The following is a 12,182-nucleotide window of genomic DNA, read 5'->3' on the forward strand; positions in this document are numbered from 1 at the left end:
GTCAGGGGGTCCGGCAGTCGCGGCACCTGCCGAGCAGGGCCGCGTGACCGGTGTCGAGGGTGAAGCCGAGGTCGGCGCGCAGCCGCGCGGCCACCTCGTCGAACACGTCCGGTGCCACGTCGAGGACACGCCCGCAGACGTGGCACTGGACGTGGGCGTGTCCGTGGTCGTGGGCGTCGTGCTCGTGCTGCTCCGCGGGCGGCGGCTCGGTGAGGTGGTAGACCGTCGCCGTGCCGCCGAGGTGCACGTGCGAGAGGACGCCGGTCTCGACGAGCGCGGTCAGCGTGCGATAGACGGTGGCCCGGTGCACGCTCGGCTCGACGTCGGCCACGCGCGTGCCGATCTGCTCGGCCGTGAGGTGCTCGTCGGCGAGGTCGGCGGCGTCGACGACGTGCAGGACGGCATACCGCGCCGGGGTGAGGCGCTCACCGGCAGACCGCAGCCGCGCGACGGCGGCGGCCACCCGGGGGCTCGGGGCGGGGCTCTCGGCAGAGGGGGGCACGCTCCCATTATCGGCAGTGGCAGACTCTCCCCGTGCGCGCACTCACCAAGCTGACCGCAGGCCCCGGCCTCTCGCTCGTCGACCGTCCCGAGCCCGAGTGCGGGCCCGCCGACGTCAAGATCCGCGTCCTGCGGGCGGGCCTCTGCGGCACCGACCTGCACCTCGCCGGCTGGGACGACTGGGCGGCCTCGACCGTCACCCCGCCCCTCGTCATCGGGCACGAGTTCTACGGCGAGGTCGTCGAGATCGGCGAGGACGTGACCGGCATCTCGGTCGGTGACCGCGCGTCGGGCGAGGGCCACATCGTCTGCGGCCGCTGCCGCAACTGCCGCGCCGGCCGGCGCCACCTCTGCATCCGCACCGAGGGCATCGGCGTCAACCGCGACGGCGCCTTCGCCGACTACGTCGTCATCCCCGCCAGCAACGCGTGGATCCAGCCCGCCGACCTCGATCCCGACCTCGGGGCCGTCTTCGACCCGCTCGGCAACGCCACCCACACGGCCCTGCAGTGGCCGATGGTCGGCGAGGACGTCGTCATCACCGGGGCCGGCCCCATCGGCGTCATGGCGGCCGCGATCGCCCGCCACGCAGGCGCCCGTTACGTCGTGGTCACCGACGCGAGCGACTACCGCCTCGCGCTCGCCGAGCACGCCGGGGCCGACCTGACGATCAACGTGACGCGCGAGAGCCTCGCCGACGCACAGGCCCACCTCGGCATGAAGGAGGGCTTCGACATCGGGCTCGAGATGTCCGGTGCCGCGCCGGCCGTCACCGACATGATCGCCAACATGAACCACGGCGGGCGCATCGCCCTGCTCGGCCTGCCGCACCAGTCCTACGAGCTCGACTGGGGCAAGGTCATCACCCACATGATCACGCTCAAGGGCATCTACGGCCGCGAGATGTACGACACGTGGTACGCCATGTCGCAGATGATCGCGACGTCCGAGCGCTTCCGTTCCGCCGTCGCCCAGGTCATCACCCACCGCTTCCCTGCCGAGCAGTGGGAGGAGGCCTTCGAGACCGCCCGGTCCGGCCAGTGCGGCAAGGTCGTCCTCGACTGGAGCTGACCGTGGCTCCTCGCCCGCTCGTCCTGCTCCACGGTCTCGGCCAGTCACCGATCGCGTGGCAGGACTTCGTGTCGGCCTACGGCGCCGGCCGGCCGATGACCGCGCCATGGATGAAGGGGCTCAAGCCCAAGGACCCTGTCGGCTTCGACCTCGGCGACGCGGCGTCGGGCGTCGCCGACGAGCTCGAGCTCCAGGGCGTCAAGCAGGCCGACTTCGTCGGGGTCTCGGTCGGTGCGAGCGTCGCGCTGCGCCTCGCCGTCGAGCGGCCGGAGCTCGTCGGGCGTCTCGTCCTCGGCGGTGCGCTCGTGCGCCCGGGCAGGGGAGCCCTGCGGATGCAGCGGCTCGCGATGCGGCTCGTCCCGGAGAGCAGGCTCGTCGACGCCGGGGTGTCACGGCCGAGGATGCTCGCGGTCCTCGACGCGCTCAAGGGCTTCGACGGCACGGAGTCGCTGCGTGCCGTCACGGCGCCGGTGCTCCTCGTCGCCGGGTCGAGGGACAAGGCCGGGATCGTCGCGGCGCAGGAGCTGTCGCAGCACCTGCCGAGCGCGCGTCTGCAGGTCATCGACGGGGCCGGGTCGCTCGTCAACACCGAGTCGGCGCGCGAGCTCGCGGACCTCACGCACGCCTTCCTCGACGAGCCGGACCCGTGACGGCGCGCTCCGTCGCCGGTGTCAACGCCAATGACGTCATCGCCTTCGGCGTCGAGGTGCTGGCGGTCGTCCTGCTCGCTGTCTGGGGCGCCACGCTCGGGACCACCACCGCCGCCCACGTGCTCGGCGGGGTCCTCGTCCCGACGGCCGCCGTCACCCTCTGGGGACTCTTCGCGGCGCCACGGGCCGTCGTGCAGGTGCCCGTGCTCGGCGTCCTGACGAAGGTGGTCGTGCTCGGAGGCGCTGCGGTCGCGGCCTTCGCGGTCCTGCCGCTCGCGTGGGCCGTGGTGGTCGCCGTGGTCGTCGTCGTCAACACGGCGCTGACGTGGTTCGGTCCCTTCGCACGCCGGAAGACGTCTCCTTCGTCGTCCTGAGGTGCGGGGTCGACGGGGCTCAGCAGAGGTTGATGCCGCCGACGTCGAGCAGCTTGGCGACGACCTTCTCGTCCGTCACGGCCGGGACCATCCAGTTCTTGCCCGCCACGGACTTCACGCCGTTCGCGCACTCGAACGTGCTGACCCTGCGGTCGAGCTCGACGGCCTGGTCGTAGAAGGCCGCCTCGAGCGGCTTGCCCTGCGCTCCCGTGCACGTGATCTTGTGCTCGGCCAGGGACCCCTGCGTGTCACCGCTCGACGGGCAGACGAGCTCGGCGACGACGGCCCAGTCCGGGTGCGCGGCGGCCTCGGGGGACGAGGCGGGCGAGCTGCCACCGCAGGCCGTGAGGGTGAGGGCGAGGGCGGCCGTGGCGCAGGCGAGGGTGAGGCGTCGGAGCACGAGAGCGTTCCCTGAGGGTGGGGGATGGAGGGGGATCGGCCCGGGGGTGACCGGGCGCAAACCCCGGTAATGCTAGACCTCGGGCCCGCGCGGGACCCACTCGAACGAGGTGCCCTGAGCGTGGATGAGTGACAGAGTCAACACATGGCGCGCCTCATCTACACGACGATCGCCTCCCTCGACGGCTACGTGAACGACGCGAGCGGTGGCTTCGAGTGGGCCGCACCCGACCGGGAGGTGCACGCCTTCGTCAACGACCTCGAGCGCGACATCGGCACCTATCTCTGCGGACGCCGCCTCCACGACGTGATGGTCTACTGGCAGACCGTGCCCACGGAGGACTCCGACGATCCGGACGACGCCGTCGAGCACGACTACGCCCGCATCTGGCAGGCGGCCGAGAAGGTCGTCTTCTCCCGCACCCTCGAGGCCGTGTCGGGTCCGCGGACGCGGCTCGAGCGCGACCTCGACCCCGCTGCCGTGGCGGCCCTCGTCGCCTCGGCCGACCGCGACGTCAGCATCGGTGGTCCCACCCTCGCGGCCGAGGTGCTGCGCGCCGGCATCGTGGACGAGCTGCGCCTGCTGACGGTGCCCGTCGTCGTGGGTGGCGGCACGCGGATCCTGCCGGACGGCATACGGCTCGACCTCGAGCTGCTCGAGCAGCGCCGCTTCGCCGGCGGCACGACGTACGCGAGGTATGCCGTCAGGCGGTGACGGTGCCGTCCGTGTCGTCCGTGCCGGGCGGGGGCGCGTCGAGGGCGAGGAGACCATCGCGCAGGGTCTGGAGGAACTCGGCGCGGCGCTGCGCCTCGGTGCCGGCCATGACGATGAGGAAGTCGACCTGGTCGCGCACCTGGCGCAGCTGCTCCTCGCTGCCGAGGTCGCTCGCGCGGCGGTAGAGGTCGAGGGCGTGCTGGGCCTCGGCGTCGGTGGCCCGGGGGCTCCACAGCGCGTCGAGGACGAGCAGGTCGCCGTAGACCGCGACCGTCCAGAACGTCGGCGCCAGGTAGGCCTCCTCGCGCGCGGCGCCGATCGACTCGTCGATGAGCCGTCGTGCCTCGGACCGGTCGAGCCCGGTGCGCCCCTCGACCGGGCGCCAGCGCAGAGCCAGCTCGGCGGCGAGCCAGTTCGCGAGCGCGCCGTGGCGACGCCGGTCGGTCGCTCCCGAGGCGGTCCGCGCCGCGGCGTACCAGTCGGACATCTTCGTCAGCGCGTCGTGCGTGCGCGTCCAGTCGCCGCCGCGGGTCGAGCCGGGGCGCTCCGGACACGTGACGAGGGCGAGCCGCTTGTAGGCGCTCGCGACCCGCCACAGCCGGTCGATGCCGACGCCGCTCGCCGCCCCGGGGGTGTCGCCCGGCAGGACGGAGACGCGTGCGGGAGCGTGCTCCCCGAGCACGAGGGACGCGGGGTTGTCGAGGAGCGTGCGCAGCCGGTCGATGGCCGACTCGATCGTCGCGACCGCGTCGTCGACCGGGTCGTCGCTCGTCGCCGCCGCACGGACGACCTGGTCGATCCAGACCTCGAAGTCGCGCACCGTCAGGGCCGTCCCGCCCCGCTCGAGGGTCTGCTCGAAGTACTGCGTGGCGTGCCCGAAGTCGCCGAACTTGTTGTACGTCCGGGCGATGAGCACCTGGAGCGCGTCGTCCTCGCGGTCCTCGGGGGAGAGGGCCTCGTAGAGCTCGCGCAGCCGGTCGAGCCCGAAGCGGGTGTTGCGGCTGACGTCGACCGACTGCCCGAGGTTCTCGATCTCGACCCTGGCCTGCTCGGCGCTCGCCGGCGCCCGTCGCACCGTCGTCGCGCGATGCACGACCGCGTCCGGGGCCAGGCGGTAGTCCGGGTCGCCGTAGCACTGGTACGCGCCCCACGTGTTGACGGCCGGGTGGTCGTTCCACGTCTGCCACCGGGCTGCGGCGATCGCCTCGCCGAACGTCAGCCCCGAGAGCAGCCGGTCGTAGAGCGTCGCGGCGAAGGTCGAGGCCGCGGCGTCGTCGACGGCCCAGCCGCAGGCGACGACCGCCCGCACGCCGATGTCGATGAGCTCGGTCGCGAAGCTCGCGGCGAGCCGGTGGTAGTTGCCGGCGCGCTCGGTCGGCAGGCCCGGCGCGGCCGGGGCTGCTGGGCCGACGGGAGTGCTCGGTCCCATCGACCCGAGGTGGCAGCAGTTGACGACGACGAGCTCGGGCACCTGCCGCATCTGGCCGACCTCGCCCGCCGTGAGGTACATCCCGTTGCCGAGCACCATGCCGGTGACCGTGGCGTCCGTCCCGTCGCCGAGCGGCCACTCGAAGACGCCGTGACCGGCCAGGTGGACGACGCGGTAGGACGTCGCGAAGAGGGCCTGGATGACCTTGGTGCCGCTCTCGGCGATGAGCGGCTCGGCCTCGAACCCGCTCTGTCGCAGGGCATCGGCGACCCCGCGGGCCTCTCTCTGGGCGGCCGGGAGGGCGCTCAGACCGCTCGCGGTGTCGCCGACGACGAGGGCTCGGCTGCTCGTCGCCGAGAGCACGTGGCTTCGCATCGAGGAGCCTTCGAGCTGGCGGACGAGGCCGCGCCGGACGCCGAGGGGCTCGCGGTCCTCCTCGGTGCCGTGGTCGTCGAGCAGCTCCCAGGGGTAGTGCGCGGAGCCGCGGTCGACGAGCAGCACGAGGTTGTCGGTGTCGGGGGCCTGCGCCTTGAGGTCGTTGGGGAAGAGCAGCTCGAAGAGCGTCCGGGCCGCCGACGGGTCCGGTGACGGGGAGTCGACGAGCGACTCGACGAGCCGGTCGACGAGGGCCCGCTGCGTCGGGACGGTGCGCGTCGGCGTGCCCGCCCGTCGCATCGAGGCCTCGAACGACAGCCCTCCGTCGGGCTCGCTGCGCACGCGCACCTGCTGCCACCAGCCGGTGGGCTCCTGGAAGAGCAGCCGACGCTGGCGGCCCGGGCGTTCCTCGAGGCGCAGGTCGGCCGTGAAGGAGTCGGCGAGCTCGCCGCTCGTCAGCGACGAGCCGAGGGCCTCGACCGCCTGGAGCGCGCGGTCCTGCCAGAGCTCGATGATCTCGAGCTCGGCGATGTGTACGCCGAGGTCGGTGTCGGCGAGCCGGTCGTTGGCGCGCTGCACCCCGGTCAGCAGGGCCTGCACGCTGTCGCGGACCGGGAGGCCGCCCTGGCCGGTGCCGATGAGCAGGCTGGAGAGCCTCAGCTGCCGCACCTCGGTGCTCGTCGCCGACGCCCCGGCCGTGAGGTGGCCGAGGGCCGACGTCAGCACCGCGTGGGCGGTCGCGCGCGCCAGCGACGCGGCGCTCAGCCCGCCGATGGGACCGAGCCCGGCCACGACCGCACCCGGTGGCCGGGTCCACTCGTCGGGGTCGGTGAACACCTGGCACGTCTCGATCGGACCGGGGTAGATGCCGAGCAGGGCGGCCCGCGACAGACGGCCGTCGAGCAGCTCGTCCAGGGCGCCCTCGCCGCCCACGAGGGTGCTGCCCGGGTAGTGCCCGACGAGGACGTGGTGGCGGGCGAAGCGCAGGTCGCCGTGCGAGATCCGGACCCGGGTCAGCGGCCGCGACGGGTCCGCGTCGGGGTCGGCGTTCGGGGCGGGGTCGGTGGTCGGCGTCGGCGGCGGGGCGACCGCGTGCTGGGGTGCCGGCCCGGTGGGCTCGGTGGGCGGGGTGGTGGGCGGGGTGGGCTCGGGGGTCTCGGCGCTCGGCGGGTCCGGCAGCGGCTGCTCGGGAAGGACGGGCGCGTGCCCGTCGGTCGGGACGGCATACGGCTCGTGGTCTGCGGGGGGCGTGGCGCCCACGAGGGTCGACACGGCTCAGCCCACCGCTGACAGGAAGGTCTGGTCGAGGCGTGGGGCGCGACCCTCGAGCTGCGGCACCTGGTCGTAGTTGCCGCGCAGGCCGGCGAGCGTGCGGGCGTGCAGGGCCCGGTAGGTCGACCGGGGGTCCTCGCGCATGGCCCTGACGAGGTAGTAGGTCAGGGCGCCGTTGTAGCCGCCGTCGATGTGCGCATCGGCGGAGGTCTGGTCGTCGCGGCAGCCGCTGACCAGGGTCTCGGCGATGTCGACGACGTGCACGTCCTCCGTGCGGCGACGCCGGCGGACGCGTCGCGGGGTCCCCGTGAAGCCGCCACCGCGGGCCTCGTCGTCGGGGTTGGGCAGGAAGCGCGACACGACCTCCGGTGGCGGGCCGCCGAGGAGCACCGGCTCGCGGGTGTTGCTGCCGGAGTGGCAGCAGTCCATGACGACGGTGAGCGATGCGCCCGGGTCGAGCCGGTCGAACGTCGTGCGGAGCCAGTCGTCGGTGAGCGGGTCGTTCCAGTCGAGGTCGTGCGGGCAGAGGATCTCGTCGCGGTGGTCGGTCGTCTCGTCGCCGTTGGTGTCGGGGACGTTGGAGCCGTGGCCCGAGTAGTGGAGGTAGAGGACGTCACCGGGCTCGGCCGAGTCGACGAGGTCGGCGATGCTCTGGGTCATCGCGGCCTTCGTCGCGGCGCGGTCGAGGAGCATCGTGATGTCGGAGTCCGCGAAGCCGTACAGGTCGGTCAGCGCGTTGGCGACGTCGTGGACGTCGTTGACGCAGCCCCGGAGGTTCGCCCCCGGGATCGCGTACTCGTTGACCCCGATGAGCAGCGCGCGCTTGGACATGGTGGACTCCTTCGACCCCGGGCCGCGCAGTGGGCGCGACGGCCCCTGCGATCCAGTGTTCTCCCGTGGGGCCGCTGATACAGCCGGTTCAGGAGGAACGTCTGGGGCTGGTCGTCGGGGCCGACCCGCTCAGGCCGTCACGGTGATCTCGTGGATCTCGTCCGCGGGGTGTCCGGTGCGCTCGTGGATGCGCTTCACGGCGTCGGCGCTCGGTCCCTCGGACAGGCAGAACACGTGGCCGCTGGTGGGGTCGGCCCAGGCGTGCTTGAACACGACACCCTCCTCGTCCTGGATGTCGAGGTCGGCCTGGTGGGCCTCCATCAGTGCTTCCGATGTCACACCGGGCATGTTGGTGTGCACATCCATGAACTCTGGCATGGTGATCGCCTCGCTGGGTCGTCGGTCCCCCGAGGAACGGTGGCTCCACGCTACGCCGGGTCGTGTCCTCCGGCAGGCACTTCGGTCAGCTCCGTCAGGCGCTCGCCGCGTGCTCCATGGCCCGCTCGAGCGCGCTCGGGAAACGGCTCTCGAAGTCGAGGACCGCGACCCACTCGGGTGTGACGAAGACGCGGCTCATCTGGGTCGTGATGGCCCGGAGGGTGGTGAGCCAGGCGCGGCCCTGCTCCTCGCCGAGCATGCGAACCGTCATCGCCTCGTACTCGGGGGCGATCCCCTCCACCGTGTCGGTGCGCACCCGTCCGCGTATCTGGAGCACCTTGTAGGGCATCTCGTCCGTGTCGATGGACACGGCCGCGCGGTCACCGTCCCTGAGAGCCCTCATCTTGGGCGCATCCGGTGGCGTCCCGAACACGAGCTCCTTGCCGTTCCAGTGAAACCCGATGGGCACCACGCGTGGTGACCCGTCGGTCCACGAGTACGCCAGCCGCGCGGGTAGCGGGGACCGCAGCAGCCGCTGAGCCACCTCGTCATCGAGCAGCGCAAGGCTTCCCTGTCGTGTCGTCATGACCTCACTCCTTCCTGCCGCCCGCGGACGCGGGCGTCCTTCCAGCGTCCTCCGGGGTCGGGCAGGACGTCAGCGATTCCGCGAACGTGGACGGGCATACGCTGGGTGGCGCCACCCGCCCCACCGACCCGCGAAGGACACCGATGTACGGCTCAGTCAAGGACGAGATCGCCGCGACGCTGCAGGAGATCAAGGACGCCGGCCTCTACAAGAACGAGCGGGAGCTGACGTCGCCGCAGTCGGCGCACGTCACGACGCTGAAGGCGGAGGCGCTCAACTTCTGCGCCAACAACTACCTCGGACTGGCGAACGACCCGGGTGTCGTGGCGGCCTCGAAGCAGGCGCTCGACGAGTGGGGCTTCGGCATGGCCTCGGTGCGCTTCATCTGCGGCACCCAGACGCTGCACACCTCCCTCGAGCACAAGGTCAGCGAGTTCCTCGGCACGGAGGCGACGATCCTCTACTCGTCGTGCTTCGACGCGAACGGCGGCGTCTTCGAGGTGCTCTTCGGCGCCGAGGACGCGATCATCAGCGACGAGCTCAACCACGCCTCGATCATCGACGGCGTGCGGCTGTCCAAGGCGATGCGCTACCGCTACAAGAACGCCGACATGACCGACCTGCGGGCTCAGCTCGAGGCGGCCGTCGCAGCCGGAGCGAAGCGCAAGGTCGTCGTCACGGACGGCGTCTTCTCGATGGACGGGTCGTACGCCCCGCTCGACGAGATCTGCGACCTGGCCGACGAGTTCGGCGCGCTCGTCTTCGTCGACGACTCCCACGCCGTCGGCTTCGTCGGTGACGGCGGTCGAGGCACGCCGGAGCTCTTCGGGGTCATGGACCGCGTCGACATCATCACGGGCACCCTCGGCAAGGCGCTCGGTGGTGCGTCCGGCGGCTACGTGTCGTCGCACCAGGAGATCGTCGACCTGCTCCGCCAGCGCTCGCGTCCCTACCTCTTCAGCAACTCCGTGGCGCCGTCCGTCGTCGCGGGCTCCATGGCCGCCCTCGAGCTCGTCGAGCGCTCGGCGGAGAAGCGCGAGACGCTCAAGGCCAACACCGCGCTCTTCCACTCGCTCATGACCGAGGCCGGCTTCGAGCTGCTCCCGGGCACGCACCCGATCCGTCCGGTCATGTTCCCCGGCGAGGACGGCGCCCGCCAGGCCGCGCAGATCGCCGACCACATGCTCGGCAACGGCGTCTACGTCATCGCCTTCAGCTTCCCGGTCGTGCCTCGTGGCAAGGCCCGCATCCGTGTGCAGCTCTCGGCCGCGCACTCCGAGGCCGACGTGCGCGCCTGCGTCGACGCCTTCGTCGCCGCCCGCGACGCAGTCGGCTGACCGCGCACCCGTCGTGACCGCTACCGGTCGGCGCTGTTGAACGCCTGGCGCAGACGCGGCACCCGGCGGATGACGAACCGGTCGAGCAGCAGGACGAGCACGAGCGAGGCCCCGAAGACCGGCAGCGCGACCGCCAGCCCCACGACGAGCACGGCGAGCAGCGGTGACGAGGCGAGCGGCATACGTCCTCGGGGTGCGCCGACGGCGCCTGCCCCGCGCGGACGACGGCGCCACCACATGACCGGCCCGGTCACGCACGACACGACGACGGCCACGCAGAAGAGGGCGGTGAGCGAGAAGTTCACCGTGCCGAAGCGGCGGCCCTCGTGGACGGCGATGCCCTGGCTGACGACCTTTGCCAGGGCCGGGTAGTCGTCGTAGCCGTACGTGCTCACGACCTGGCCGCCGAAGCGGTCGACGTGGACGGTCCGCTCGGCGCCGGGATCGTCGAAGGCGTAGCCGATGACCGAGTAGACGCCGCGGTCGTCCGAGGGCAGGGCAACCGTCATCGGATGCGCCAGGCCCGACCGGTCGCCCACCTCGACGGCGGTGTCGAGGTTCGCGATGCTGTCCTCGTCTCCGGCCGATTCCGGATCCGACTGCGGCACAGGGCTCTTGCCCTGAGCCCACGGGACGGCGTGGTGGCTGTGCGGCAGCGACTCGTCCAGGGTCGAGGTCGGGTCGGACAGGGCGCCCGGGTCCTCGGCCCACAGCGACGTGCCGCGGTCGGTGGCCAGCCGCTGCACCAGCTCGCCCCAGATGCCGGTCCACGGCAGGCCCGAGACGACGAGGAGCAGCAGCCCGGCGCCGACGAACGCCCCGGTGCGGGCGTGGGTCGTCCGCAGCCGTGCGCCGTCCGCGCCCGCCGCGCGCTGGCGACGGCGCGCCCGGCGACCCCTGACGAAGAGGTAGTAGCCGGTCACGGCCATGACGACGGCCCAGCAGGCGCCGAGCTCGATGACGGTGTCGCCGAACCGGCCGGCCATGAGGTCGGCGTGCAGGCGCACGGCGGTGCCGCTGATCGTGGAGTCCGGGTCGAGCGAGCCGAGCACGCGCACGGTGTACGGGTCGACGAAGACGTCACGGGTCAGGCCCTCGGCCGTCTCGACGGTGAAGCGGGCGCTGTCGTCGACGCCGGTCGGCTCCGTGAACGAGACGACGGTGGCGCCCGCAGATGCCTCCTGGACGGCCTCGAGCTGGGTCTGCCACGGCTGGGTCAGCTGGCCCTGGGCGTGGTCGACGCGCAGGAGGTCGGGGTGGACGAGCGGCTCGATCTGGAAGCGGAAGAGGTAGACGAGGCCGGTGACGGCGAGGACGAGCAGGACGGGGACGACGACGACGGAGGCGTAGAAGTGCCACCGCCAGAAGGCGCGGAACAGGCCGGTGGTCGGACGGGCACCCTTGCGGGCGTGGGGTTTCGGACGTGCGGGATCGATGACGGACATGGTGCTCCTCGGGCATGACGGGTAGGGGGCAGGGCCGGTCGACGACCGGCGCTGCGAGGGGGTGTCAGGCGAGGAGGGCGGGGGGACCGCGACGCACCGGGGTGCGGGCGCGCCACACGTCGGCGGGAACGTGCAGGTCCAACGGCTGCTGCGAGCGCAGGGCGCCGAGGCCGGCGCCGGTCGTGGCCAGCGAGTGCCACAGGGCGAGCGCGTGGTCAGCCACTGCACGAACGGCCCGTGTCATCACCTGACCCAGCACGCCGATCAGAACGCAGGCGACCCGCCACGACTCCTCGCTGCGGGTCAGCAGGACGCCGACCGTGATCGCGGCCACGACGTGTGCGAGGAGCATCGTCGGGGTCGGGAGCAGGTCGGCGAGCGCGCTCGTCGCGACCGCGCCACGGTCGCCGGCCGTGCCGGCGCCCGTGTCGATGCGACCGAGGGGGCGTATGCCGTGTGCCGCGTGGGAGGGGCCGGCGGCGGTCCCGTGGACGGCGGAGCCCACGGCCAGCGCCGCGAGCTCGTGCACGACGTGCGCAGCCACCTGGAGGGCGGCGAGCAGGACCGCGGACCGGAGGACCGTCAGGCCGGAGCGCACGAACGGCAGCGTGGCGCCGGTCAGGAGGGCAATCGCGACGAGGACCCCGGCACCCGGGACGAGGTGGCCACCACCGAGCCCGTGCGCGACCGTGGCTCCGCCGGTGGCGAGGAGGGCCAGCACGAGCGCGCGCAAGACCTGCGCGCGCGGGCTCCGGGCGGACGTCGGCACGCGCCAAGGGTAGACGAGGGCGCGCGCCGGTCAGCGGGTCAGGCGGTCAG

Annotated in this window: 13 protein-coding genes; 5 read left to right on the plus strand and 8 right to left on the minus strand. The window is 72.7% G+C overall.

Annotated elements, in window-relative coordinates; genetic code table 11:
* Position 1 precedes the first annotated feature (1 nt).
* Entirely contained in the window at positions 2-502 is a 501-nt protein-coding gene (locus tag H283_RS0103340; protein WP_156022938.1) for a Fur family transcriptional regulator, read from the minus strand.
* Between the two features lie 32 nt (positions 503-534).
* Here H283_RS0103340 and tdh point away from each other — a divergent pair, with 32 nt between their 5' ends.
* From tdh to H283_RS0103355, 3 genes are read left to right on the plus strand one after another with little or no spacing between them, the layout of a single operon-like run.
* The gene (gene tdh / locus H283_RS0103345; RefSeq protein WP_020142104.1) at positions 535-1,572 is read left to right on the plus strand and encodes an L-threonine 3-dehydrogenase; all 1,038 of its coding nucleotides are present in this window, start codon (positions 535-537) and stop codon (positions 1,570-1,572) included.
* A 2-nt stretch (positions 1,573-1,574) separates the two neighbouring features.
* Positions 1,575-2,222: an alpha/beta fold hydrolase gene (locus tag H283_RS0103350; protein ID WP_020142105.1), complete on the plus strand. Its 648-nt coding sequence runs from the start codon at positions 1,575-1,577 to the stop codon at positions 2,220-2,222.
* Entirely contained in the window at positions 2,219-2,596 is a 378-nt protein-coding gene (locus H283_RS0103355; protein ID WP_020142106.1) for a DUF2568 domain-containing protein, read from the plus strand. Before H283_RS0103350 ends, H283_RS0103355 begins: the two co-directional genes overlap by 4 nt.
* A gap of 19 nt (positions 2,597-2,615) precedes the next feature.
* Here H283_RS0103355 and H283_RS0103360 read toward each other — a convergent pair whose 3' ends face one another.
* Positions 2,616-2,996 carry a hypothetical protein gene (locus tag H283_RS0103360; RefSeq protein WP_020142107.1) on the minus strand — a complete coding sequence of 127 codons (381 nt, stop codon included), beginning with the start codon at positions 2,994-2,996 and terminating at the stop codon, positions 2,616-2,618.
* A gap of 144 nt (positions 2,997-3,140) precedes the next feature.
* On the opposite strand from H283_RS0103360, the gene H283_RS0103365 reads away from it, so the two are divergent.
* Positions 3,141-3,710 carry a dihydrofolate reductase family protein gene (locus tag H283_RS0103365; protein ID WP_020142108.1) on the plus strand — a complete coding sequence of 190 codons (570 nt, stop codon included), beginning with the start codon at positions 3,141-3,143 and terminating at the stop codon, positions 3,708-3,710.
* On the opposite strand, the gene H283_RS0103370 is transcribed toward H283_RS0103365, so the two are convergent.
* The 4 genes from H283_RS0103370 to H283_RS0103385 all read right to left on the minus strand — a co-directional run bounded on the left by H283_RS0103370 (position 3,700) and on the right by H283_RS0103385 (position 8,581).
* Positions 3,700-6,786: a CHAT domain-containing protein gene (locus H283_RS0103370; protein ID WP_020142109.1), complete on the minus strand. Its 3,087-nt coding sequence runs from the start codon at positions 6,784-6,786 to the stop codon at positions 3,700-3,702. The two genes, H283_RS0103365 and H283_RS0103370, sit on opposite strands and share 11 nt — an antisense overlap.
* 3 nt (positions 6,787-6,789) lie before the next feature.
* Positions 6,790-7,617: a caspase family protein gene (locus H283_RS0103375; RefSeq protein WP_020142110.1), complete on the minus strand. Its 828-nt coding sequence runs from the start codon at positions 7,615-7,617 to the stop codon at positions 6,790-6,792.
* A 129-nt stretch (positions 7,618-7,746) separates the two neighbouring features.
* Positions 7,747-7,995: an SCO4226 family nickel-binding protein gene (locus H283_RS0103380; RefSeq protein WP_028785298.1), complete on the minus strand. Its 249-nt coding sequence runs from the start codon at positions 7,993-7,995 to the stop codon at positions 7,747-7,749.
* A gap of 94 nt (positions 7,996-8,089) precedes the next feature.
* Positions 8,090-8,581: a pyridoxamine 5'-phosphate oxidase family protein gene (locus tag H283_RS0103385; RefSeq protein ID WP_020142112.1), complete on the minus strand. Its 492-nt coding sequence runs from the start codon at positions 8,579-8,581 to the stop codon at positions 8,090-8,092.
* Between the two features lie 143 nt (positions 8,582-8,724).
* Between H283_RS0103385 and H283_RS0103390 the strand changes: the two genes are divergently transcribed.
* The gene (locus H283_RS0103390) at positions 8,725-9,918 is read left to right on the plus strand and encodes a glycine C-acetyltransferase (protein ID WP_020142113.1); all 1,194 of its coding nucleotides are present in this window, start codon (positions 8,725-8,727) and stop codon (positions 9,916-9,918) included.
* A 20-nt stretch (positions 9,919-9,938) separates the two neighbouring features.
* On the opposite strand, the gene H283_RS0103395 is transcribed toward H283_RS0103390, so the two are convergent.
* Positions 9,939-11,363, minus strand: coding sequence for a PepSY domain-containing protein (locus H283_RS0103395; protein ID WP_020142114.1), 1,425 nt, complete (start codon positions 11,361-11,363; stop codon positions 9,939-9,941).
* Between the two features lie 64 nt (positions 11,364-11,427).
* Positions 11,428-12,132: a hypothetical protein gene (locus tag H283_RS26460; RefSeq protein WP_020142115.1), complete on the minus strand. Its 705-nt coding sequence runs from the start codon at positions 12,130-12,132 to the stop codon at positions 11,428-11,430.
* Between the last annotated feature and the right edge of the window lie 50 nt (positions 12,133-12,182).

This window comes from Terracoccus sp. 273MFTsu3.1, from assembly GCF_000383675.1.
Lineage (GTDB): Bacteria > Actinomycetota > Actinomycetes > Actinomycetales > Dermatophilaceae > Terrabacter.